The sequence below is a fragment of the Pseudomonas sp. CM25 genome (assembly GCF_013179705.1).
Classification (GTDB): domain Bacteria; phylum Pseudomonadota; class Gammaproteobacteria; order Pseudomonadales; family Pseudomonadaceae; genus Aquipseudomonas.
The window spans coordinates 22851-44475 of sequence record NZ_JABMCW010000008.1; the positions used below are offsets into that span (position 1 = coordinate 22851).

Sequence of the window (21625 nt, forward strand, 5' to 3'; positions counted from 1 at the left end):
CGCTCTAGACTGTACGCTGCAATCTTGCACTTCTCTAACTGCGATGCTCACGGCATGCCGCGCAGGCGATCGATTTCTGCCGCAATCTGCAGGCCGGCCTCCAGTTCGGACTGCTGATGTTCTTCCATCAATCGCCAGCGCTGGGCTTTCTCCTCGGGCTCGGTCATGGCCAAAGCGAGGTACAGGCTCGGCGGCACTGCGCGGAACAGCGTCTCAAGGTTCTTCGAAAGGACCACGCCCTCGGTGTATTTGCCCGAGGCCTTGCTCGCGGAAAGCAGCAGCGCTTTCTGCGCCGGCGTGAGTTTCTTGAAGCGGGCGATCTCCTCGATTTCTGCTGGCGGCATATTCAAGCAGATCCACCACTCGATCATGTTGAGCATGGTCTGCGCCGCATCGGGCAAGTCGGCCATGTTCTGCGTTGCCAGCCAGAACCAGGCGCCGAGCTTGCGCCACATTTTCGTGCCCTTGACCACAAAGGGCGCCAGCAGCGGGTTCTTGGTGATGATGTGGCCTTCGTCGGTGACCATGATGATCGGTCGCCCCAGGTACTGATCGCGCTCGGCGATGTTGTTCACCGTGTTCATCAGGCTGATGTAGCTGATGGACATCTGCGCCTCGTAACCCTCACGAGCGTACGTGGCGAGGTCGACTATCGTCACGTCGCTCTCCGGCCAGGGCGTGCCGGGTCGGTCGAACAAGACACCTTCGAAACCCTGGCAGAACAGGTCGATCGACTCGGCCATCTCCTGCGAGCGCTCGCGGCGTTTGTCAGGCAGGTGGGTGTCGCTGGCGACCTTACGCAGGGCATCGCGCACATGGCGGGTCAGAACCTGCTGCTCAGTCGTCGCGCAGTGCCGGGCGGCATCGAGGATGCACTCGCGGATCAGGCTACGGTCTGCCCGGGTCAGGCGCGCTTCTTCCTTGGCTTCGCCGCCGGTGATCATCAGTCGCGCGGTGATCTCCAGCTCGCCCAGGACATCGCGCTGCTCGTCACCGTCCGGCGCGGCCTCATCCAGGTCTTCGGTCGACAAGCTGGCGACCTGGTCCGGATGTTCGATCAGACGCCGGGCATGGGCGAATGGCGCCAGGCTCACATCACTGCCCGGTTTGAGCTGAACCTTGTTGACGGAAAGTCCGAGGGTGGCGAAGTAGTCGCCCTGCAGGCCAAAAGAGTTGCCCGCTTCGACGATAAACAGCCGCGGCCGGTACACGGCCATGACCTGCATCAGGATTGAAACCAGGGTGGCCGACTTGCCGGCGCCGGTCGGGCCAAACAACAGCAGATGACCATTCATCGAGCGATCGAAGCGTGACAGCGGATCGAACGACAGCGGCGCGCCACCTCGGTTGAAGAAGGTGATGCCTGGGTTGCCGGTACCGATGCTGCGCCCCCAGAGCGGCAGCAGGTTGGCGACGTGCTGCGCAAACAGCAGCCGGGTGTACCAGTTGCGCGTGTCCCGCGCCGGGTTGTAGACCATCGGCAACCAGCGCAGATAGCTGTTGCAGGCGGCCACTTCATCGCCCTCGCGCACCGGCTGCACGCCGGCGCCGAGCAGGACGTTAGCGGCCTGGACCGAACGTTGGCGCAGCTGCTGCTCATCGGCACCGCGCAGGTACAGCGCCAACGTGCCGCGGTACAGCTTGTGCTGGCGACCGATCAACGCCCGCGCTTCTTCCACGTCCTGACGGGTCTGGGTCGAAGCAAGGTTCTCGCCGATGGCTTTGCGCGCCAGGCGGTTGAGCTGCTCCTCGAGCACATCCTGGGGCGTGATCACCAAAGTCAGGCTCATCACCGCCTGCTCGGGCAATTGATCAAACAAGGCGTTCAAGGCTTCGCCCTTGCGCGTTTCGCCGGTCAGTTGGCCGATATGCGGTGGCCTGCGCAGCTTGTCGACCACCATCACGGCGTGTGGCTGCTGATCGAAGTACCACAGACCTTGCTCGCTGTCGGAGCGCGGCTCTTGGAAGAACAGCCTCTCGGCGAAATCGTGGTCGAACGGCAGCGGTAGCTCCTCGCCGTCATCTCCTTCCGGATAAGGCACACGTCGATAGAACGCGGCGGGGGATTCGCCGGTGAGGGCAGGAGCGGGGTTGAACCAAGGCAGCAACCAGGCGTAGAAGTCGCGCCCGGTCAGCCGCCGAGGGCTGACCCCGCAGGCCTGCAGCGAGGCCACCAGACGATCGCAGGTGCGGCTCAACAGCTGGACTGGGTTCTGCCCATCATCGTCGGCCTGATCCCCGAGCCAGCGGTAGACCACCAGGCGAATCCGCCGGTTGCTGCCGCGCCACGGCAGGTGAGACACCACATGGTCGTCGAACAGCCCACCCGGTTTGCCGACGGCTTCAAGGTGACGCTCCATCGATGCGAGGAAGGCCTCGGTGAACGGCGTACCTCGCGCGCGCGGCGCGATATAGCGCTCCAGGCGCTCAAGGTACGGGGCGAAGTCACTGTCGTCCTGGCAGAAGAACTGCACCACCCAGGGCGCTTGGTCGAACTCGTCGAAGCTGTCCTGCAGCGCATCTTCCAGGGCGTCGCGTGCGGCCATCAGCCATTCGGGCTCGCGACCCTCCGTGCCGATCGGTTGCAGCTCGAATACGGCACCCACAGAACGGTTGTCATCGAGCAAAAAGCACTGCTCATCTTCGAGGTATTCGACCCAGGGCAGGTGGTCGGCAAAGCTGGGGTTGTGTGCGTACTGGGCGACTTCATCGGCCAGCGTGGCGCGCCGACGCTGTGCTGCACGCCAAGGCTTCCAGTATGGCGGGTCGCGACTGGCGTCATCGGCCATCACAGATCGTCCAGGCGCTCGCCGGGCAGCGCGTACTGGACCTTCTCGTACAACGGAAATACGGTCGAGTAGCCTGGCACCGGCGTCTGTTGGGTACCGGCCAGATGCGGGTAGACGTACATGACCAGGTCTGGATTGGGCAGACGCGGGAACTGGGCACGGATCTCGTTGGCAGCCGTGCGCGTGTAGGCGCTCTGGTCGTTGATCAGGCGCTCGGGATCCAGCACCGGGCGACGCAGTTCGCCACGCGCCTCCAGCACCGGGCGACGCAGTTCGCCACGCGCCTCCAGCAGCTGTTGCTGAGTACCGACCGAGCCGCCGCCGTTCCAGATATCTAGCATGGTGTGATCACCGTGGGGCAGCATTTCTTCCTTGCTGGTGGAGCAGCCGGCCAGGTGCAGGCCGAGCAGCAGGCTAATCCAGATCCAGTACCGAGACGGATGGGCTTTCATGGTTCACTCTCCGGCCTTTGGGTTCGTAGTCGATGCTGATTTCTTGGTCCAGGTGCAGGGCCACTTCCGCCCCGGGGGGCACGTAGATGGCGGCGAAGGCTTCGCCGTAAAGCTTGTTGATCCACTCACGGATATCGCCAATGCCACCGCTGATCACCGAGTTCAGCGCGCTGTTGCCACTGTTCTGGGTCAAACCCAGGCTGCCGCTGGACGAATTGATGAACGAGGTGTTGGTCTGCTCGCTGCCCAGGGCTGCGGCAAAGCCGGCGCCGGCCGCGGTGATCAGGCTCTGGCTGCCCAGGTATTGCTGGGCGTTGGAGCGGCGCTCCCCGGAAATGCAGGGAATGCCATAAGGGTCGGAGATGTAGCCCAGGCCACCACGGATCTTCTCGGTGTCCGAGGTCTGGTTGCTGCTGCGATTGCGGCTGACGACCTTCTGCGGCTGCGGCACCGTGCGGACAGTACCGTCGCTGAAGACAAAGGTGATCGACTCGACCTGGCCGCGCACGCAGGAGAGCGTCCAGTCGCCGGCGGCGGTGCCGCTCATGACCGCGCCGACCACGTCCGGCAGGTCGATGCCGTTGGCAGTGAGGTTGTCCGGCCCCACCAGCACCTTGAACGGATAGGGATCGTTCACCGTGCCGTCCACCGGTACTCGGCCAATAAGTGCGGTCATCGCTATCGAGCCGATCAACGTCGAGTTCTCGGGGATGGTGTAGACGGGCCTGGTGCCTTCGGTACGGCTCTGGGCGTTCCCCAGGTCACGTTCGCCTTTCGCGACGGCACGCAAGCGGTCCTGGCCACGGTCGATGGCGTTGTTGTCCAGACCGTGCAGGTCCTTGAACTTCGAGGTCAGCGACGACAGCGGACCGTCGGCTTTGCCAGTGTCTTCCTGACCGGCGCGTACATTCGATGGTTCGATCCACTGCACCGCATCTGCCGGTGCCTGAGGGCCTGCAAACTGCTGCTCGTCTCCCGGCTCAAGACCGAAGCCCGCAGGAACATCCGACTTTGCGGCTGGCTTGCCGGTGAGCTGGTCCTTGAGCCTGGAAAGTAGCCCTTGAGTCTCGCGGTGCTGCTGCTCGGCCTTCTGCCTGGCATCGTTGGCCTGCTGGCGCTGCTCGGTGACCTGTTGAGTGACACTGCTAAGTGTGCTCTGGATGCGCGTGTCGATGTTGCCTTCGCGCGTGCGAAGCCGGTTGTTCTCGATCTGCAGCGCATCGTTGCCTTTCTTCAGCGTCTGCATCTCGCTGCGCATCGCTTTGACCTGGCCGATCAGCGTGGCCACGGTGTCGCGCGGGGTGTCGCCTGCAATGCCCAAGGCCTTGGCCTGTTCGGCAGTTAGCGTGGCCTTGTCCGGATCGTGAGTAGGCTCGCCGTCTGGCGTTGCCACCCAGGATTTGACGATGATCAGCACGATGCCCAGCAGGACTCCGGGTACCAACCATTTCAGCAAGCCGTTAGATTTCATGATCGGCAGCCTCCGGTTTTGGCGGGGGCAATAGCAGCGCGTGCTTCAGGTCGCCGCCACGGGTGACGAGGTAGGCCACGGTGGTGTCCTCAGGCGTGCCGGCGAGACCGAGGTCCGCGTGCTGGAAGGTTGCGGCGAACAGCGTGGCCTGCAGGTGACGCGGGTCGAGCGCGACCTTGCCGGGGCCGCGGTTTACGATCTTTACCGCCGTCACCCAGTAATCGCCCAGCCGCCAGGCTGCGAGTGCCTTGATCGAAACCCGTCCGGTGGGCAGCAAGGTGCTGAACGCGATGGAGTCGCTCAGCGGCATCCGCCGCACACCGGGTAGGGGCGCCACGGTACGCAGTGGCGCATAGAGGTTCTGCGCCGCATAGCGGGTGAGCACCACCGGTATCGGCGTCGCTGCTGGTGTCGCCTGCTTCGCAGCTTCCACGTCCGGTACCGGAGCCTGGGCCACGATCTTGACCGGCTCCAGTGCCTCGCTGCCTTCAAGCGCTTCGATGTCAATCAGGATGATGTCGCCTGACTTCACCGACTGCAGTTGCAACCGGGTAGGGGGAAGGGCTTCCGCGGCGCGCAGATACACGGTGCCACTGACGGACTGCACACGCAGCTTGCCGGCGATCGTGCCCGGCACCCCCACGCGGACATCCTCATCCAGCATCAGGACGCGCTCCTGGCCCACCGTAAGTGGAACGGCCAACGGCAGGCGATCCCAGTATTTGACCTCGACCGCACCGACTGCAGAACACCAGCCTGCGGCTACCGCCAGCATCATGATCAAGACACGCATCATCCCGCACCTCCAGGCAGCGTCAGCTTTTGCGGCGTGCCTTCGTAGCAGTCCAGGGCCAGGCCCCACTTGTTGTGCTCGGGGTCGACGTCGAAGCGCACCACGCGCAGCGGATAACGCACCACCACGCGCTTCACCGGCTCGGCGGCGTAGTACTCGTCGGCGTTGAGGTCGAGCTTTACCAGCCAGCTGTGCTTATCCAACTGCTTCACCCGCAGGTCGGGGTCGTCGCTGTAGCCGCGGCCCAGCACCTCATAAACGCCGCGCACCCTGCCTCGCAGTTCGCCGGCAGCCTTGCGATACTCGAAGTCGCCGTCGAAGAAGGTTTTGCACGCCGGTGTCAGGTAGGGCTGCAGGGCAAAGATGGCGCGGTGGTAATCGACCTCGCCGTCGGTTGGCCAGCGGTTGAGCTGGCCGAAGATATACAGCGCGAAGGCGTAGATGTTTTCCGGGGGGACATCCCACCATTTGCGTGTACTGCCCGAGCGCAGATCGGGCGGCACGTGAATGGTGAGCTCGGAGGGTGCGGACTGCCAGCCGTACCAGAGCCCGCAGCACAGCAGTGCCAGAATCGACACGGCCAGACGCAGGCTGAAGATATGCGCCTGCTGCGCATCCACCTTGTTGCGGAAGCGGCTCATGGTGTGACCCTCGCATGTCGACGCGTGCGGCGCACTGTCCAAGGCCCCGAGTGCAGGATCAACTGATGAGTACCGACACCCCAGTGCACTGCCAGATGCCACTGCAGACGTCGGTATAGCCAGGTTTCGGGGCGGGCGCGCTTGGCTCGGCGCATCAGCTTGCCACCGCCCAGCAACACCAGCGCCATGCAGATGAACATACAGGTGGGGAGGGTGGCGATGGAGGCGGTGGCCACCGCCAGCGGTGCACCGAGGATCACACCCAGGCCGGCGCCCACGATCATCGCGACCCACATCTCATCGTTGGTGAGTCCGCGTAAGACGGCCGGGTCACGATTGAGGCGCTCTGGGAGGAAGGTCAGCGTGCCGTCAGGCAGGGTGGTAGGGGCTTCGGACATGGTGACCTCACAGGATCGTCGCGGCTTTGGTGAGGAACCACAGGATCACCACCACCAGCAATGCGCCGACGCCGACCACCGCGCCGAGATCCTTCCAAGTCTTGCGCTGGTTTTGCACGTCGGCGTAGACGGTGAGCGAGTGCCAGGCCACGCCGAGGAAGGCGAGAGTGGCGATCAACAAGCCGAGCAGGATGCCGCCGTCGTAGGCGTAGTTCTTGATGGTGTCGATCAGCCCCGAGCCTTCGCCACGAGAGGGCGCTTCCATGGTTGGTAGGTCAGCCCAAGCCAGCGTCGAACTCAGCAGTACCAGGCCACCGAACAGGACTTGAGAATAGGATTCCCGCAACAGAACGAGCGGGCGATGGCAACGACGGGAGAGGTTCATGGCAAGTTCTCCAGGTTACGACAGCATGAAAAACATCAGCACGATCAGGGCGAGGGCCAGGCGCAGCGTGCTGCCGCCGAGCGCACCGAAATTGAGGTTGCCGGCCGCCCAGCCGCGGTAGCCGGTCCACAGGGCCCAGGTGCACCAGAGCAATGCGAGCACGAGCACCGATGATCGCCATAGGACCGAGCTGAGCTGCGGGGTAAATCCGGCCACGGCCGAAAACGCGCTGAGTTGGGCGTCAGTCATGCTCATCGGAGGTACCCGAGTGAGGCGCTTCAGCACGGTAATCACCGGTCAGCTCGACCAGATCAGCTGGCTGCGCACGCGAGGGCGATAGGTATTTGTGGATGCCTTGACGTATACGTCCAAGGTCTGCTGCGAACCTCGAATAATCGAAGCGATACCGGGCGCCTGCGGCATAGACTGAGCCGCTGTTGGCACGGTCGGCCAACAGTTCGATGGCAGTGATCTGTCGCTGCACCAGGCCGAGATCCGAGCGCTCCGGCGCGTCTTGAGCGCCGGCACCGAGCGACACTAAGCAGGCAATCAACAGGGCGGAGGGGGAAGTTTTCATGGCGAAATCCAGCCGGGCAACTGGCATTCACCCTGAGGCGTCAGACAGCTTTTGGCATGGATTAAAAAGATCACCGCGCCTTCGCTTTAGCTTTCCTTCGAGGAGGGCAGTTTTGGATGGGTGGCAGTCGGCCGCGATTCGCTGCTATCGATACTGGCGATGCTTAAGGCTTCGATTCCAGATTGCTCGGTCGGCGACTGCCGCTTCCGATAGCGCACGCCTGTAAAGGTTAATAGCCCTTTCGACGGGAGCTTGAAATAGAGATGACCCTGACCGCTTGTGTCCGGGACAAGCCATGCAGGGTTGACTGATGTCATTTTGATGCTATTTTTGACGCCTTTTTTTGTCACGGAATATGTACTGATGGATCACGTAGGATTTGCCCTTGGCATATCGGCACTGGCAATGGGCGCGCTGTGCGGGCTATATCGGCAGTACGTCATCATGTTGGTGACGGCCTTCATCCTCGCCGCGCTGATGGCGCGAGATGAAGCTGTTCACCATTGGATGCAAACCTTTTTGGAGAACCTGATCCCTATGTTCTTCTGCAGCGCATTGGCTGCCCACATAGGTTTTCTTGTCACGCGATGGATCCCGGCGCTGTCGAATCGCAAACGTAGCAAGCCAGCCGAACCTGTGCCCACTCCTGGTGAGTCCCCCTGGAAAACGCTCGGTTGAGACTGGGTTGGAAGACACCATGAAAGCACTCAAATTCCTGATCGTCGCCCTCACGATGTTCTCGGCGGAGGCCTCGGCTGATTTCTGCGACATCATGGCCGGCCCGGGTGCAGCAGAATGCCGAACCATCGCCTTTCAAAGTGGCGTGAAGTTTGTTGGCAACTGGGCCCTCCAGCAGCAAGCCCCGTCCGGTAGCCAGGTCAGCAGCATCAAGACCGACCTTGTGGTCGCGCACATGCCGGCACTGTACATGATCGACACCGAACGCCTGGCGCGCAGCAGCTTTATGCTCAGGTGCGAGCAGGGGCGCGGCAGCATAAGCCTGGATGCTCTGCCGCACATGCTGGCGCCGTCGGCAGCGTCTATCGACAGTTGGCCACTGACATTCCGCTTCGGCCAAGGCAAGGTGCTCACCGAGCGTTGGTCGGTCAACCGTAAGCGTGGCGTATTGCAGGCGCCTGCCGGGTCGGCCCTGCCACGGATGCTCCGTAACAGCCGCGACATGATGGTACTGACACCTGGGCCTAAGCCCGTAGACATGCCACTGGGCTGGATCTATGACCTTGACGGTGTCGACCAGGTGCTGCAGCAGGTTTGCTTGTGACTCTGCGCGAAACTGGCCAGCTGAAATGATATCGGCCGACGGCGGTCGTCAGCGTGTAGGACAAGCGCGAGAGGCCGGGTGCGGATGGTCATAAATCCCGGCGTTGGTAAAGAGCGTACAAGTATGTGGTACCTATAACTATAAGGGTATATCTGAATATTTAGTTGCTCTCGAAAGTTAGGTTTTTCCCGCTCTTCCTTGTTGTGACTTCGACACGTTCTCACGTTTGCATCGCTGCAGCGCTTTTTTGTATGTCCGGTCAGTAGTATTAGATGTTTTAGTGTGAAGGTCGAGCGAGCGCGATGACTCTTGGAGGCAGCCGTAAAGATATTGGCTTTGGACGATTGCCATCAGGTGTGGCGACGCTGAGGTGTGGAGTTAAAACTTTAGCTCGATCTATGCGACAACCAAGAAGGCTAAATAATTAATGCTAGGGAAATATCCATGAATTTTGATTTTATGTATTCTCCACCCGTTTTGCTTCCTCTTTCTGCATGCCTTGCTATGGTTTTATTCTGTTTGGTCAGCTCCTTGCTTAGCCTTAGTTTGACGCGGCCAGTCGTATTTATGTTTGGGCTTTGCTTTATTGGGGTCGGTATTTTTGGACACATCACTTTCCTCGACATGTTGGAGCGGTGTAGGGAGCTGGAAGCATCAGGTAATGTGTCGAAAGACGTTCTATCTCGGCTTGAGCGTTACTACTTAGTATTCGCTTACATGTTTCCATTCATATCGGCGGCAATTGGCACTAATGTTATTTCTGATGCGTTGCTGAAACACCATGCCTATGAGCGATCATTTTCTTTATTTGAGTTTCTCAAAGACCTTGTGCAAGCTGTTTTGATTCCGGTCGGTCTCGTCGTAGGCGTTGTTGTCTTGATCTTCTGGTTAATATTTTTGCCGGTAGCCCCCGTTCGTCGCATACTTCGATGCGTGCTCCCAAGAGTGGGGCGCTGGATTTACCTGCGATTTTTAAAGCTCAGCATCATTGCCCGAAGTAATATTCGTTCGTTGCGTGGTAGCCTAAGAGAGCCAGGTCCTGATGACACTCCCTAACAACGGGTTAAAATCATTACTTTCGCTTGCTAGAGGTCGGGTGAATCCGGCCCTTAGTTTAAAGCTTTTGGCCGATAGCTGCCCTTCAAGAGCTGGGTGAAAAGTGGGCAATCAAAGGTACTTTTTGAAAGTCGCAGTTGTGATCGCCACCATGCTGCCGAGGAGTGCAGCACAAGGCACCAGAACCCAGATAGGGTTGAGTGTCCAAGGCAGGGAAAGGTAGATCACCCACGGGCTAATCATCAGAGGTAGCAGAGTTCGCTTCGCTCGGTGGTAGACAAAACTGCTTTCTCGGCCCGCTCCGAATTTGCGTAGGTCACGGCGCATCAAACCGTCAACCGCACCGGTGATCACCGCGAGCAGGAACAGGGGAGTAGCGAGTATGAGAACGGCCAGTCGCACTACGAAAGTAAAGACCGTGAACAGGGCCGCCAGCAGATAGTCCTGCACCACAACGTAGACCTGCGCGAACTGCCCCTGCATTGTCGCTTCTCGACTGAGCAGCTTCAGCTGGGTAACGGAAGTCGCCCATCCAGAGCGCACTACGACCCAGTCGTTCAGGTGCTCGAGCACCTTGGCGGTCGCTTGCGCTGGCTCTTGCACGAGCAATGAATTCTTGAAGTGATTGCTGAGCCAGCCGAGCTCACTCAGCCACATGGCATGGCTGTGGTGCCAACCCTGCTCGGGCCAAAACCACAGCATGCCGGCGAACTCCAATACGATGGAGAAGATTAGCGATGCGAACAGCAGGCCGAGTAGCCGCAGACACAGCTCGACTAAGCCAAAGATGAGCCCCGTACTTCGCTGTGGAGGCGACGGACTGGCTGGGGTGATAGGCATATAGGCTCCAGAGTATCCAGTTGCTCACGCCGTGCACATTAGAGTTGCCTGCGCCCTGGTGGCGGCTGCTCTGGATCGAAATCGACCGTCGGAGCGCCGCTGGTGGTGCTCCACCAACCCCCCGCATTGGTGTTGTAGGAATCGCGCATGCGCGCGGCCAGGGTCTGCAGGTCCGCCGGCATTTGGTCGTCACTGGCGGGTTTGGGCAGTGGCATACGCACTTTCCACAGTTGCCCCCCTTCCTGGAACGAGAACATCTGCCCCTTGGGCAAGGCGATGATGTGCGCCGGTTCGATCAGTGGTACGGCGGTGGTGGTGACCCGATCCTGCGAGGAGGAGGTGAAGTCGGTTCGGGCATCAGGATCGGCGGTGTCCGTCGCGCCGGAGATCAGGGTTCGGGTCTGCACATTGACCTTGGGCAACTGATTGGTCAGCAATTCGGCGGTGGCGGTTTCCCGCACGCGAAGCATCTGCAGGGTGTTGAAGTTGCCGATGACCTGGCCGGCCTTGGCCCGGTTGCCGATACGCGCCTCAATGTCGCTCAAGGTCTGGGTGTAGGCGGTGACCTGGATACCGGCGCCACCGCCCTTGTTGATCAGTGGAATGAACTCGTCGCCCATGAGTTCGTTGAATTCGTCGGCGTGCAAGTTGATCGGTACCTTGTCCGCGGCGCTGGAGGAGCCTGGCAGCCCGTGGTCAATGCCGTGCTTGTAGATATGGCCGGCGACGGAGACCAAGTCGGCAAACATCGAGTTGCCGACGGCAGCCGCCACTTCGGCATCGGACAGCGCGTCCAGGCCGACGTAGACGATGCCGCGTTTGCGGATGACCTGCAGCCAGTCGAAGATCGGCCGTGGATCGTCGAGGTCGGTGTAGTTGGGGGCGAGCAGTTGTGCGGTCTTGCCGCTGGTGAGTTTTTCCAGGAGTGGCAGCAGCGAAGCGACGATCTTGTCGAAGTAGGTGCGATCGTAGCGCACGGCCGAACGGAGGCCGTCCATCACCGGATCGAAGATGCGCTTGGCGGTCAGGTACTGCTCGATGGCGACCACGCGCTTTTCCCGACCAACCATGTGCCGCGGTATGTTCTTCTCGTTCAGCCGGCCTTCGATTTGCACGATCGCTTCCCAGGCCTGAGGATCATGGCGGGCGAAGAAATGCTGGGCATACTCGATGAACAGCGCATCGATGTTCACCACGTGCCGCTGGATCTGCAGGTAGTCCGGGCGCCGGCCGAGCTCGATCAGCGCCCGGGCGATGATGTTGACGAAGCGCCAAGCGAACTCGCGAAAGGCTGCGGAATTGCCTTCGCCGCTCAGTTGGCCGGCGATGCGGGTGGCGACTTCGGAAATGCGGCCGAAGCGGCCGATGGCGTTGTAGCGTGCAGAGATCTCCGGCCAGCCAAGGTGGAACACGTAGAACTCATGCTCGCGGCCGGCCCGCCGCGCTTCCACATACATGCGTTTGAGCAGGTCGGCATCGCCCTTGGGGTCGAAGACGATCACCACTTCCTGAGTAGGGCGGTGGATGTCCTGGGTGATGTACACCTCGGCCAGGCGTGTCTTGCCGACCCGGGTGGTGCCCAGGACCAGGGTATGCCCGACGCGTTCGCCCAGCGGCAAGCTGGCTTCCTGTTCCTTCGGCTCGACGCCATGCAGCAGCGGTGAGCCACCCACCGGCGGTAGCGGCCGCACCGGGTTGAATGGGCTGTCCCAGGCGGTCAGGCGGGGCAGCAGTGACAGCCCGGGTGGGGCCTTCTCCAGCAAGTGCTCCATCCGCCGCGCCCACTGGTGGGCAGCCGATTGATTGACGTAGCGGGCCAGCGCCGGATCCTGCGCCTCGAGCAGACGCTGGGTATGCAGGCGAGTCCAGCGAAAGCCGCGGCCCATGAACAGGCGCTTGCCGCTCACCGGAATCTGGCGACTGGTCAGCGAATAGCGCGGAAGGCGGCGGATGTTGCGCCGGTAGCGCAGAACAATGCGTGCCTCGTTAAGCCGCTTCAGACCGAATACGGTATAGGCCAGTGCCATGCCTGCCCCTACCTCGGGCGACAGGGCTACTGCCCAGGGCGAATGCAGGCACAGGGCGCCGGCACCGGCGCAGATGCCCACGGTGTACAGCTCCACCGCAGGGCGCAGCAGGGACTCCATCGCATGTTCGCCCATGATGCACCCTCACTGTTCCAGGCCGGTGGGCGTGATCAGCACCGGGTAGTGCTGCAGTTCCAGGCGTTCGGCGATGTCGTCGCCACTCACCGGCCAGATGTTCAGCCCCGGGGCTGCCGCCTGGATACGGCGCAAGGCTTGGGCGTCGGCCACTTCAACAGCCAGGCCGCTGGCGCCCAGGTCCTGCAGCCTCTGTGCATGCTGGGCCAACCATTTTAGGGATGCGGGGTCTTGCCCGACCAGGAACAGCGGCGTGAACCCTGGCAGCCTCAATGCCCTTGGCGACACGGCACCGGGTGAAAGGCGTGTACTGTGTACGGGTAGGGCCCAGGTCAACGCGCGGGGATCGGGCAGTTGGCTGGGGGCCGCGAGCGCGCCAACCGTCCACCACAGGCAGGTAAACAGCGCTATCCAGCACCAGCGGTTCATGGCCGCGGCCCGCTCGGAGAGGACACGACTGCCTGCACACGTTGCCAATGCTGGCTGAACTGTCGGCGGTACTGCGCTGCGGGTTTACCGCCAGCAGGGCGGTGATAGCGGCCCGCCGCCACGACCCAGTCACCGCTGTCGGCATAGTGGGCGCGTAGCAGCTCGGCAGTCACAGCCAGGTTGGCGCGCGGATCCAGAGCCTCGCAAGCGCTGCGGTAGCGGTCTGGGTGGTAGCCGAGGTTGGTCTGGCCCAGCCCGACATCGATTTGCTTGGGGTCGTGACGAATCAGCGCCTGTTTGAGTGCGGCACACGCCTCATCACGACGGGCGAAACGCTGCGGCATGCCAGCAACATTCAGGGTCCAAGGCCAGGGCATAAGGTGACCCCGCAGTGGCGTACCGCTCTCCTGAAGGGCAATGGCGAACAGCACGGAAGCGGGGATGCCGGCACGCGCGGCGGCCAGTTGATACGCAGGCGGCGGCAGCGCGTCCGCGTGAGCGGCTGTGGCACTGGTCAAGACCAGCGCCAAGATCAGTCGATGCGCTGCCATTTTCCGTCCACTTGCTGGAAGCGCGCCGGCAAGGGGCGGCTGGCGCCCAGGGCGAACCAGCGGCCGCGGTCATGATTGAGAGTGACCTGGCCACTGCTGACCTGGGCGGGGGTAATGCCCGCGCCCCGCGCCCACTGGCGTAGACGCTTATCGTCACCCTGGCTGCCGACCAGGTACACGTCCAGGTGCGCGCCGCTACGCAGCCACTGCTGGGGTGTTGGTGACACAGGGGGGGCAGCGTTCCTCCACAAACAGGGCAAAGCGGCTAGCAGGGGTTGCCGCTGGATCGTCGGCCATGCCCTGCACGGGCAGCATGCCCGGGAACAGGCGCGCCCAGGCAGCGGTATAAGCCTTCTGGTAGGCCAACTCGCGCTCGGCGCGCTTGGCCTCGAGACGGACCTGCAGCTCGGCGTAGCGTTGCCGCTCCTGGTCCGAGTCGGCTTCCACGCCGAGGGTGGTGAGTGGGTCGAGCTGCGGCGACCAGTAGTGGCGGGGCCCGGCCTGCAGCCGTTCAAATTTGGCCCACTCATCATCGGTCAGCCCCCAGGCTTTGGCCCGAGCGGCAGCGGATGGCTGCCGATCCAACAGTGTCTGTTCGCTGAACTGCGGGGCCGAGTCGATCAGCTTCGGCGCGCTCCACGCCACGCCTGCGAAGAGGCAGCTGGGGAGCAGGATGAGCGAGAAGATGGAGATCCGAGTCATACGCACCTCGTCACGGCAGTGGCAGTGTGTGGTCGCCATGCCCCGGGACATGGAACATCACCTGGTCCGCGCGGATGGCGCGCAGCTGCCAGCTGTTCAAGCTGTCTCCCGGTTGCAGCAGGTGCACAGTCGTCAGCGAATGGGCGCCGGCGGGCAGTGCTGCCACAAACCTGACGTCACCTCGGGTCTCGATACCCAGCAGGGTGAAGGGTGGGGTCAGAGGCTTGGCCTTGGCTTTCTCACCGCTGGAGGCCTGCGGTTGCGTATTGGCGGTTGCAGGCGCAGCAGGGCGGGTCGACAGTTTCTCGAGCGTGGCCTCTGCCGTGGCCAACCGTTGTCCCCAAACCGTCAGATCGGTGCTGCTTGGTCCTGGCGGTTCTGCCTGGAGCGCCTTGAGCGACACGGCCAGCTCATCCTGCTGCAGGCCGAGGGCGGCCTGCGCCGCAGTGTGTCGACCTTGCGCCTCTCCCAACGCCACGATCTGCGGCTGCAGCGTCGTGAGCCGGTTGGCCAACGCATCGATATCGCGGCGCAGGGCCGGCGCCGGATCGGCCGGGGCGTTGTGGGCCGCAGCCTGAAGCTCAGCCAGTTGCTGATGATGGTTGTACGTTTCGGCGGCGAGCACGGCGGCGCCCAGGCACAGGGCACCGACCACCAAGGCCTGAAAATGGAGGACCTTCATAGCGTGAGCTCCAGGGTCGAGGAGGGGGGGGCGGGCGTCGGCACGCGCAGGATATAGCACACGGTCCGTTCGACCGGATCAATGTCGAGTCGCCAGGCCGGGCCGCCGATGATGGTCAAGGCGTCCAGCAGTGAGATGGGGCCGAATTGGTGCTGTACTGCAGGCAGAGGACGACGGAACAAGGGATCCACCGCTGCGCTATCGGCACACAGCGCGTAGCCTGAGCGTTGCAGCACGTGACGCAGGGCTTCACCGACGGTGGCATGCAGGGCTGGTGCAATTTGTACGTTGACCAATTGATACAGCGGCTGGCGCTGCTCCAGCGTCGGCCGGGTGGTGACCAGGGTGTAACGGTCCTGGCGGACCCAGGCCGGAAGCTGGGCTTTCGGCTTTGGCAATGCCGCCGGCAACGCGGGTGGTGCTGCCGGTGCTGGGGCCGGAGGCGGTGGCGGCGTGCTGCAGCCCGCCAGGACGAGCATCAGGCCGAGGGTGGAGAGCGTGGGTGTGTGCATGACCGTGTCTCGACAAATGTTGCCGATACGATGGCGAAGGCGTGAGTCAAGTCCCCACTGGAAAACCGAATCTGGCCAGCCAGCTTTTCTATCGGGCATCACAAAAAAGGCGCCCGGGAGGGCGCCTTGGTCATTCTTCGGTGAAGAGCGGTAGTTCCGCCAGTGGTGCGGCGTCAGGGTCAAAGATCAGCAGGCGGATGTCTGCCTGGCCTGCCAGCATCAGCAGCTGGAGCAGCACCGGCGGGACATGGTCATCGCGCATGCGCCCACAGACTTCGCTGGCGCTCCAGCCGATCCTGCTGGCTTCATGTGCCGCTACCCAGGGTGTCGAGTACAGCTTGCACCCCACGGCATGGTTGCTGTTGAGCTCGAAGCACTCGAAAAAGCCCGCTGGCGAATTGCACCAGGTGCACACCTGCAGGAACTCGAACTCGTCTTCGGGCAGGTGGGCGCTGCTGATTTCCCAGCTGCGGCTGTAGTGCCCGGTGGCAAAGGACAGTTGTTCGATCAGGTTTTGCGCAGCCTCGACGTTGCCGAGGTCGCCGATATGCATCGGGCGTCCGAGCTGATTGCCCATGATCTGGTAGAGCACCGTGTTCACCAGGCCGTCGGCCGGGCAGCGCATGCGCACAAACTCGGGCACGCACACACCGTCTGTGATCACCGCGACGTCGTCATCGAATAGACACGGCTGCAGGGTGATGGCTTCGTTGGGTAGCTCGTTCTGAGCCGGATGCAGCGTGCGGTAGCACGGCGGGCAATCGTCGGCATAGCTGATCTGCAGGACGCGCTCATAGCGCAGGTCTTGGAAACCGCGAAGAAACGGATTGGTAAGGGAAGGGTGCATGGTGATTCTCCGGAAGCGCCGAGGCCACCCCGAACGGGCGGTGACCTCTAGGGCAAGGTGGGCTGTCACATCCAGCCGTACTCGGCCAACGAAAGCGGAGTGCCTTCGCCGACGATGATGTGGTCCAGGACGCATACCTCGACCAGGGCCAAAGCCTCGGTCAGGCGGGTGGTGAGCACCCGATCGGCGCCGCTCGGTTCCGAGCAGCCGGAGGGGTGGTTATGGCTGAAGATCACGGCGGCGGCATTGTGTTCGAGTGCCTTGATGACGACTTGGCGTGGATACACGGAGGCACCGTCAATGCTACCGGTGAACAGGATGTCGAAGCCCAGCACACGGTGGCGCGAGTCGAGGCAGAGCAGGGCAAACACCTCGTGGTGGTAGGGGGCGAGCTGCAGTTTCAAGTAGGCTGCGGCATCGGCGGGGGTTATCAGCACCTCGCCGCGCTGGAAGTGACGCTGGTCCAGCAGCTGCAGGGCCTCAAAGATCAGCGCATCCTCACGGGCGCGCTGGGCCAGTACGGGATCGAGCGGGTCGACCAGGTTCAAGGCAGTGTTCATGGGCAATTCCTCGTGAGAGATGGAGCGCCCTCCTAAGGGCGTGCCCCAGGCTGGTTTAGGTGTGTGATCAAAGGCGCGTGAAGCGATGTCGCGTGCCGTGTAGGGGGCTTTGGCAGCTCTCGCACGGTTGCGTGGAAAAGGCCTCGATACCGGCGCCGGTATGCGGGTCGAAATCGGCGCTCAGCGGTAGCAGGGCCTGCAGTTGAGCGCGCATGTGTGAGATGCGTTGCTCGACTTCAGCCTCGCTGTAGTACAGCGACAGCGCGCTGAAGTCGTCGTAGGCGACCGCCTGCAGGCAGTCTTCGCAGAGCCAGAAGCTTTCCATGGCGACCTCCGACGTGAATGAACAACAGGCGCTCATAAGAGCGCCTGCTGCGTGCGGTCAAACTGCCTCAAGCAGACTGGCGTGCGGCGGTGGATTTACGTGCAGCGGGTGGAGTTGGCTGGCCTTGGTCAGCGTCACCGTCCACCTGTTCCGAGTCTGCTGATTCAGCAGCCTCAGGGGCGGCGGCGTCGGTGCGCGCTGGCGCACGGTAGCTGAACTGACCATCGACCTTGATCCACTCGATGAAGATCAGTCGGCCTTTGAGGCTGGCGCCGGGTTGCCCCTTGCGTTCGCCTTTCTCGTACATGAACGGATCGACCCAGAGGTCGCCGATGCGAAACGCGATGAGGACCTTGCGTTCCGCGCGGACGTCTTCCAGGTGTTCACGGATCAGCCGGTCGGCTTCACCGCTGGCGACCTTGCAGTCGAAGCGGGTGTACTCGACGTCGTCCGAGGCACCGTGCAAGGCAGCGATGTCACAGGCCATGAACGCTTGGCCGCGGCGAACCGGGACTTCGCGAACACGGTTCAGGTAACCGATGCCTTGGGTGTGCAGGTTGAAGTAGGTGGTGGGGGCGTTATTGCTTGCAGTCGTCATGATGGAGCTCCTGTTCAGCAGAACGCGGACATCCACCGGCCCTGGCGGCTGGTGAGTTCCGCAAGGGGAAGTGCAAACACATGATCGGTCGAGAAGGCGCTCATCACCGATGGGACGGTGACCGTGCGAGCTGCCGAGCGCGAGTCGCACTTTGGGGGAGGACCACCCGAAACGGGCGTAGCCTTGAAGGCCCTGGCTACCTGGGTGCTGTCAACGACAGCGAGGTGCAGCTCATCTATAAAGCGCTGCAAAAGGCCCGTCAACCGTGGTTTTCAGGCGGTCTGAACGGGCGGAATCGGGTGGCTTTCGGTGGATTGTCGGCGGCGAAAAAATAGCCCGACGGTCATCAGGCTAGGAGGAGTTGGACCACCCTTGACCCGGCGATATGGCACCGGAGTCCGTCGCAGACCTCCACTGCCGATCCACCTGGATCAACCGACCCTTGTCGTGGCCTGGGTCGGAATCAACTGGCACGCATCCGCGCACAAAAGGTGCCCAGTGTTTCGCCGGCGGGCACCGGAGCTGAGCATCGTCGCCGAAGCGGATGACCCCTACGGCTTGATACAAGCCGCACGGGTCATCCTCCTGGGAGACTTGGAACGCTGAGAAGTCATCCGCAGATGTGCTGAAGTGTGGCTCCGAACTCTAGGAGTCTGACCGAGCTGCCCGGAGCGAATCGGTCTAGGTCGCCAAGCGGCGAGGGGCTCAATCACTACACCAGCGCGGTGGTGCGGCGTCAAGTCATGCGTTTTTCGACCGCTTGGCTTTCGCGACCGGTTTGGTGCCCTTGCATTCGGGGTAGCGGATGCACGACCAGAAGCTGCCGGTGCGACCTTTGCGCTGGCGCATGGTGCTGCGGCACACTGGGCAGAACGGCCCCTTGCTGGGGGGCGGGTGCAGGGTGAGCGTGGCGTTACTGCGTACCAGTCGAGTCAGCCATTCTGCCTGTTTGGCGAGAAAAGTCTCGACGCTCAGTTGGCCCGATTCGATGCGGTCCAGCGCCTGCTCCCACAAAGCAGTCATGACCGGGTCGGCCACCTCTGGTGGCACCGCTTCGATCAAGGTATGCGCCGCCGCTGAGGCGGCCAGGCTGCGTTTCTTCTTGGTCAGGTAGCCGTGGTCGATCAAGCCTTGGATGATCGCTGCGCGGGTGGCCTCGGTACCGAGCCCGCAACTGTCCTTGAGCTTCTGCTTGAGCCGCGGTTCGGCCACCTGATTGGCGATGGTTTTCATCGCTTTGACCAGCGTGCCCTCGGTGTAGGCCTTGGGCGGCTGCGTGCGCTGTGCGTTGAGCGTGGCGTCGATCAGCGCCACCGTCGCGGATTCACGCAACGTCGGCAGTCGCTGCGCCTGCTCGGCCGGCTCGGTGCCGTCAGCCTCGTTGATCACTGCCTTCCAGCCGCGGACCAGGATCTGTTTGCCGCGCGCCAGCAAATGGTCGGACTGGCTGTGTAACTGCGCTTGGGTTTTCAGGTACTCGTGCTCGGGCATGAACTGCGCGAGGTAGCGTGCGCGAATCAGCGTATAAACCGCACGCTCGCGCTCGGAGAGCTGCGCCAAATCCAGGGTGACGGCGGTGGGAATGATGCCGTGGTGCGCGGTGATCTTGCTGCTGTTCCAGGCGCGTGAGCGGCGACTGGGGTCGACTTCCTTGAGCACTGCTCCCAACGAGGGTGCGGCGGCGGCCAAGGCGTGAAGGACGCGTGGCACCTCATCGAGCATGCTGTCTGGCAAGTAGCCGCAGTCGGTCCGCGGGTAGGTCGTTGCCTTGTGGGTTTCATACAGGGCCTGGGCGGTGGCCAGGGTCTCCTGTGCACCCAGTCCGAGCTTGGCCGAGCAGATCTCCTGCAGCGTGCCCAGGTCGAACGGCAGTGGCGGCCCTTCGCGCACGCGCTCGACCTCGACGCTGTCGATCTGTGCGCTGCCGGCTTGCGTGAGGCGCTTGAGCGCCTGTTGCGCGACGGTTTCGTCAATACAGCGTCCAACCGCATCGCTGACTGCGGCCGGGGGCTGCCAGCGCGCTTGAAAGCGGATCCCGTCCTGCTTCAGGTGCACATCGACGTTCCAGAACGGTTGCGGCACAAAGCTCGCGATCGCCCGGTCGCGCTCGACCACCAAGCGCAAGGTGGGGGTTTGCACGCGCCCCACCGGCAGCAGCCCGTCGAAACCGGCGCGGCGACCGAGCAGGGTAAAAAGCCGGCTCAGGTTGATGCCGACCAGCCAATCGGCACGGGAGCGGGCGAGGGCACAGTGGTACAGCGGCAAGGTCTGCTCTCCTGGGCGCAAGGCTTCCAAGGCTCGGCGGATTGACGCCTCATCCAGCGCGGATAGCCACAGGCGCAAAATCGGCCCCTGGAACTGGCAGCGCTCGAGAATCTCCCGGGCAATCATCTCGCCCTCGCGGTCGGCGTCGGTGGCGATCACCACTTCGCTGCATGTCTGCAGCAGTTGGCCGATCACCTTGAGTTGGCCAGCGACCTTGGGCTTGGGCACCAGTTGCCAGCGGCTGGGAATGATCGGCAAGTCGTCCAACGACCAGCGCTTGTAGTCGCCATAGGTTTCAGGCGGCGCGGTCTCCAGCAGATGGCCGACGCACCAGGTGACGGTGATGTTCTGGCCCTGCAGGCAGCCATCACCGCGGCGGCTGGCCTGCAGCACCCGGGCGATGTCGCGGGCTTGGGATGGTTTCTCGCAGATGAACAGGCGCATAAACGTGCCCTCTCGGTGGGTACCGACAGGGTGGGGGTGTGGTCACGAAGCGCCAGGGTAAATCCGAAGGTGCCGCGTTCATATCGGCGGGCGGGTGTTACTTGCGTTGCGCGAGGTGGCTCGCCAGCGTTTTCAGAGAGTCCAGGGCGAATTGCTTATCCGCCTCATCGAGCTCCTTGATGATCGAATTGATCTGCACGCCCAAGTCCTGCGGCCGAGGGCTGATCGCGAGCAGCAGCTCATCGGCGGGGCAGCCGTACAAGTCGGCCAATTGCAGCAGCTTGGACACCGAGAGCTCAACGAAGCCTCGCTCCAGGCGCGACACCGCTTCGCCGGAGATCTGCAGGTGCTCGCCAACCTGCGCCTGTGTCAAATGCCGGGCACGACGATACTTCGCCAACTGGCGACCAATGTGATGTGGGCTAGGCTCTTTGACGGGCAATGGGGGCGCTCTCCAATTCGACCTATATGGTCGAGCAGCCACCCAAAGATATGAACGACTCATAAGGTTGACTAACAACCTTACGAGGCGTATCACCAAGAATAAGATGGATGACTCGACCGTCACCACGGAGGCAACAACTTGCACGGAACCCACCAGAGTGAGGCAGATGCGCTAGCGATCAAGGCCTATGAGCTGTTTATGGCCACCCATCTGGAACCGGACAAGGAGGAGGCTCGGGCCCGGCTGATTGCCTGGGTTCAGGAGAGTCCGCTGCACTGGCGGGCGTTCCTTGCCCTGGACCAGTATTTGGCGGAAGTGAAGCAAATGCTGGAACATGAGCGGCATAGGAGTGCCAGGCGAGAGTGAAACATCGGCAGCCGCAGCTATTGCCCGCTGGGTTGACTGTATGGCTCCAGTGA

General features: G+C 62.5%; 25 protein-coding genes and 1 pseudogene. 4 read left to right on the forward strand and 22 right to left on the reverse strand.

All coding sequences use genetic code 11. The features are described from left to right. Positions 1-47: 47 nt before the first annotated feature. From HP546_RS01800 to HP546_RS01840, 9 genes are read right to left on the reverse strand one after another with little or no spacing between them, the layout of a single operon-like run. A complete protein-coding gene (locus HP546_RS01800) occupies positions 48-2789 on the reverse strand; it encodes a conjugative transfer ATPase (protein WP_172219054.1) in 2742 nt (913 codons plus the stop codon). Continuing rightward, positions 2789-3241, reverse strand: a complete 453-nt coding sequence (locus tag HP546_RS01805; RefSeq protein ID WP_172219056.1) for a TIGR03751 family conjugal transfer lipoprotein — start codon at positions 3239-3241, stop codon at positions 2789-2791. The genes HP546_RS01800 and HP546_RS01805 overlap by 1 nt, the downstream gene beginning before the upstream one ends. Next, on the reverse strand, positions 3204-4712 hold the full coding sequence (locus tag HP546_RS01810; RefSeq protein ID WP_172219058.1) for a TIGR03752 family integrating conjugative element protein: 1509 nt from the start codon (positions 4710-4712) through the stop codon (positions 3204-3206). Before HP546_RS01810 ends, HP546_RS01805 begins: the two co-directional genes overlap by 38 nt. Beyond that, the gene (locus tag HP546_RS01815; RefSeq protein ID WP_172219060.1) at positions 4702-5508 is read right to left on the reverse strand and encodes a TIGR03749 family integrating conjugative element protein; all 807 of its coding nucleotides are present in this window, start codon (positions 5506-5508) and stop codon (positions 4702-4704) included. The genes HP546_RS01810 and HP546_RS01815 overlap by 11 nt, the downstream gene beginning before the upstream one ends. Next, positions 5505-6146, reverse strand: a complete 642-nt coding sequence (locus HP546_RS01820; RefSeq protein ID WP_172219062.1) for a PFL_4703 family integrating conjugative element protein — start codon at positions 6144-6146, stop codon at positions 5505-5507. Before HP546_RS01820 ends, HP546_RS01815 begins: the two co-directional genes overlap by 4 nt. After that, positions 6143-6544 (reverse strand): TIGR03750 family conjugal transfer protein, encoded by a 402-nt coding sequence (locus HP546_RS01825; RefSeq protein WP_172219064.1) that lies wholly within the window; start codon positions 6542-6544, stop codon positions 6143-6145. The genes HP546_RS01820 and HP546_RS01825 overlap by 4 nt, the downstream gene beginning before the upstream one ends. A 7-nt stretch (positions 6545-6551) precedes the next feature. Then, positions 6552-6929 (reverse strand): TIGR03745 family integrating conjugative element membrane protein, encoded by a 378-nt coding sequence (locus tag HP546_RS01830; protein WP_100773722.1) that lies wholly within the window; start codon positions 6927-6929, stop codon positions 6552-6554. 15 nt (positions 6930-6944) lie between these two features. After that, positions 6945-7184, reverse strand: a complete 240-nt coding sequence (locus tag HP546_RS01835; protein ID WP_041167230.1) for a TIGR03758 family integrating conjugative element protein — start codon at positions 7182-7184, stop codon at positions 6945-6947. Further along, positions 7171-7506, reverse strand: a complete 336-nt coding sequence (locus tag HP546_RS01840) for an RAQPRD family integrative conjugative element protein (RefSeq protein WP_172219066.1) — start codon at positions 7504-7506, stop codon at positions 7171-7173. Before HP546_RS01840 ends, HP546_RS01835 begins: the two co-directional genes overlap by 14 nt. A gap of 303 nt (positions 7507-7809) precedes the next feature. Here HP546_RS01840 and HP546_RS01845 point away from each other — a divergent pair, with 303 nt between their 5' ends. The 3 genes from HP546_RS01845 to HP546_RS01855 all read left to right on the forward strand — a co-directional run bounded on the left by HP546_RS01845 (position 7810) and on the right by HP546_RS01855 (position 9844). Then, a complete protein-coding gene (locus HP546_RS01845) occupies positions 7810-8184 on the forward strand; it encodes a hypothetical protein (RefSeq protein ID WP_172219068.1) in 375 nt (124 codons plus the stop codon). Between the two features lie 19 nt (positions 8185-8203). Further along, complete coding sequence (locus HP546_RS01850) at positions 8204-8788, forward strand: hypothetical protein (RefSeq protein ID WP_172219070.1); 585 nt, start codon at positions 8204-8206, stop codon at positions 8786-8788. Between the two features lie 444 nt (positions 8789-9232). After that, entirely contained in the window at positions 9233-9844 is a 612-nt protein-coding gene (locus tag HP546_RS01855; protein WP_218584418.1) for a hypothetical protein, read from the forward strand. Positions 9845-9955: 111 nt separating this feature from the next. Here the strand turns inward: HP546_RS01855 and HP546_RS01860 are convergent, their stop codons facing one another. The 13 genes and pseudogenes from HP546_RS01860 to HP546_RS01920 form a co-directional block, all read right to left on the reverse strand. Beyond that, positions 9956-10684 (reverse strand): TIGR03747 family integrating conjugative element membrane protein, encoded by a 729-nt coding sequence (locus HP546_RS01860; RefSeq protein ID WP_172219072.1) that lies wholly within the window; start codon positions 10682-10684, stop codon positions 9956-9958. A 38-nt stretch (positions 10685-10722) separates the two neighbouring features. After that, positions 10723-12846, reverse strand: coding sequence for a type IV conjugative transfer system coupling protein TraD (gene traD / locus HP546_RS01865; RefSeq protein ID WP_172219074.1), 2124 nt, complete (start codon positions 12844-12846; stop codon positions 10723-10725). 9 nt (positions 12847-12855) lie between these two features. Then, positions 12856-13275 carry an integrating conjugative element protein gene (locus HP546_RS01870; RefSeq protein WP_172219076.1) on the reverse strand — a complete coding sequence of 140 codons (420 nt, stop codon included), beginning with the start codon at positions 13273-13275 and terminating at the stop codon, positions 12856-12858. Then, on the reverse strand, positions 13272-13826 hold the full coding sequence (locus HP546_RS01875; RefSeq protein WP_172219078.1) for a transglycosylase: 555 nt from the start codon (positions 13824-13826) through the stop codon (positions 13272-13274). Before HP546_RS01875 ends, HP546_RS01870 begins: the two co-directional genes overlap by 4 nt. Continuing rightward, a pseudogene (locus HP546_RS01880) lies at positions 13808-14528 on the reverse strand (TIGR03759 family integrating conjugative element protein). Before HP546_RS01880 ends, HP546_RS01875 begins: the two are co-directional and overlap by 19 nt. 10 nt (positions 14529-14538) lie before the next feature. Then, positions 14539-15210: a hypothetical protein gene (locus HP546_RS01885; RefSeq protein WP_172219080.1), complete on the reverse strand. Its 672-nt coding sequence runs from the start codon at positions 15208-15210 to the stop codon at positions 14539-14541. After that, complete coding sequence (locus HP546_RS01890) at positions 15207-15722, reverse strand: PilL N-terminal domain-containing protein (RefSeq protein WP_172219082.1); 516 nt, start codon at positions 15720-15722, stop codon at positions 15207-15209. Before HP546_RS01890 ends, HP546_RS01885 begins: the two co-directional genes overlap by 4 nt. A gap of 130 nt (positions 15723-15852) precedes the next feature. Further along, entirely contained in the window at positions 15853-16569 is a 717-nt protein-coding gene (locus tag HP546_RS01895; protein WP_172219084.1) for a hypothetical protein, read from the reverse strand. A 65-nt stretch (positions 16570-16634) separates the two neighbouring features. Then, a complete protein-coding gene (locus tag HP546_RS01900) occupies positions 16635-17129 on the reverse strand; it encodes a JAB domain-containing protein (protein WP_172219086.1) in 495 nt (164 codons plus the stop codon). Positions 17130-17196: 67 nt separating this feature from the next. After that, positions 17197-17454 carry a hypothetical protein gene (locus tag HP546_RS01905; RefSeq protein ID WP_172219087.1) on the reverse strand — a complete coding sequence of 86 codons (258 nt, stop codon included), beginning with the start codon at positions 17452-17454 and terminating at the stop codon, positions 17197-17199. Positions 17455-17521: 67 nt separating this feature from the next. After that, positions 17522-18052, reverse strand: coding sequence for an STY4534 family ICE replication protein (locus tag HP546_RS01910; RefSeq protein ID WP_172219088.1), 531 nt, complete (start codon positions 18050-18052; stop codon positions 17522-17524). A 741-nt stretch (positions 18053-18793) separates the two neighbouring features. Further along, entirely contained in the window at positions 18794-20761 is a 1968-nt protein-coding gene (locus HP546_RS01915; protein ID WP_172219089.1) for a DNA topoisomerase III, read from the reverse strand. Between the two features lie 97 nt (positions 20762-20858). Beyond that, positions 20859-21203, reverse strand: coding sequence for a helix-turn-helix domain-containing protein (locus HP546_RS01920; RefSeq protein ID WP_172219090.1), 345 nt, complete (start codon positions 21201-21203; stop codon positions 20859-20861). A 141-nt stretch (positions 21204-21344) separates the two neighbouring features. Here HP546_RS01920 and HP546_RS01925 point away from each other — a divergent pair, with 141 nt between their 5' ends. Beyond that, positions 21345-21572: a hypothetical protein gene (locus tag HP546_RS01925; RefSeq protein WP_172219091.1), complete on the forward strand. Its 228-nt coding sequence runs from the start codon at positions 21345-21347 to the stop codon at positions 21570-21572. Positions 21573-21625: the final 53 nt, after the last annotated feature.

Coding starts and splice junctions, on each gene's coding strand:
- HP546_RS01835 (WP_041167230.1), bottom strand. CDS start 7,184: ATGAGCATGACTGACGCCCAACTCAGCGCGTTTTCGGCCGTGGCCGGA.
- HP546_RS01850 (WP_172219070.1), top strand. CDS start 8,204: ATGAAAGCACTCAAATTCCTGATCGTCGCCCTCACGATGTTCTCGGCG.
- HP546_RS01900 (WP_172219086.1), bottom strand. CDS start 17,129: ATGAACACTGCCTTGAACCTGGTCGACCCGCTCGATCCCGTACTGGCC.
- HP546_RS01860 (WP_172219072.1), bottom strand. CDS start 10,684: ATGCCTATCACCCCAGCCAGTCCGTCGCCTCCACAGCGAAGTACGGGG.
- HP546_RS01800 (WP_172219054.1), bottom strand. CDS start 2,789: ATGGCCGATGACGCCAGTCGCGACCCGCCATACTGGAAGCCTTGGCGT.
- traD (WP_172219074.1), bottom strand. CDS start 12,846: ATGGGCGAACATGCGATGGAGTCCCTGCTGCGCCCTGCGGTGGAGCTG.
- HP546_RS01840 (WP_172219066.1), bottom strand. CDS start 7,506: ATGAAAACTTCCCCCTCCGCCCTGTTGATTGCCTGCTTAGTGTCGCTC.
- HP546_RS01885 (WP_172219080.1), bottom strand. CDS start 15,210: ATGAAGGTCCTCCATTTTCAGGCCTTGGTGGTCGGTGCCCTGTGCCTG.
- HP546_RS01855 (WP_218584418.1), top strand. CDS start 9,233: ATGAATTTTGATTTTATGTATTCTCCACCCGTTTTGCTTCCTCTTTCT.
- HP546_RS01805 (WP_172219056.1), bottom strand. CDS start 3,241: ATGAAAGCCCATCCGTCTCGGTACTGGATCTGGATTAGCCTGCTGCTC.
- HP546_RS01820 (WP_172219062.1), bottom strand. CDS start 6,146: ATGAGCCGCTTCCGCAACAAGGTGGATGCGCAGCAGGCGCATATCTTC.
- HP546_RS01870 (WP_172219076.1), bottom strand. CDS start 13,275: ATGAACCGCTGGTGCTGGATAGCGCTGTTTACCTGCCTGTGGTGGACG.
- HP546_RS01810 (WP_172219058.1), bottom strand. CDS start 4,712: ATGAAATCTAACGGCTTGCTGAAATGGTTGGTACCCGGAGTCCTGCTG.
- HP546_RS01910 (WP_172219088.1), bottom strand. CDS start 18,052: ATGACGACTGCAAGCAATAACGCCCCCACCACCTACTTCAACCTGCAC.
- HP546_RS01915 (WP_172219089.1), bottom strand. CDS start 20,761: ATGCGCCTGTTCATCTGCGAGAAACCATCCCAAGCCCGCGACATCGCC.
- HP546_RS01905 (WP_172219087.1), bottom strand. CDS start 17,454: ATGGAAAGCTTCTGGCTCTGCGAAGACTGCCTGCAGGCGGTCGCCTAC.
- HP546_RS01825 (WP_172219064.1), bottom strand. CDS start 6,544: ATGTCCGAAGCCCCTACCACCCTGCCTGACGGCACGCTGACCTTCCTC.
- HP546_RS01830 (WP_100773722.1), bottom strand. CDS start 6,929: ATGAACCTCTCCCGTCGTTGCCATCGCCCGCTCGTTCTGTTGCGGGAA.
- HP546_RS01890 (WP_172219082.1), bottom strand. CDS start 15,722: ATGCACACACCCACGCTCTCCACCCTCGGCCTGATGCTCGTCCTGGCG.
- HP546_RS01815 (WP_172219060.1), bottom strand. CDS start 5,508: ATGATGCGTGTCTTGATCATGATGCTGGCGGTAGCCGCAGGCTGGTGT.
- HP546_RS01875 (WP_172219078.1), bottom strand. CDS start 13,826: ATGGCAGCGCATCGACTGATCTTGGCGCTGGTCTTGACCAGTGCCACA.
- HP546_RS01895 (WP_172219084.1), bottom strand. CDS start 16,569: ATGCACCCTTCCCTTACCAATCCGTTTCTTCGCGGTTTCCAAGACCTG.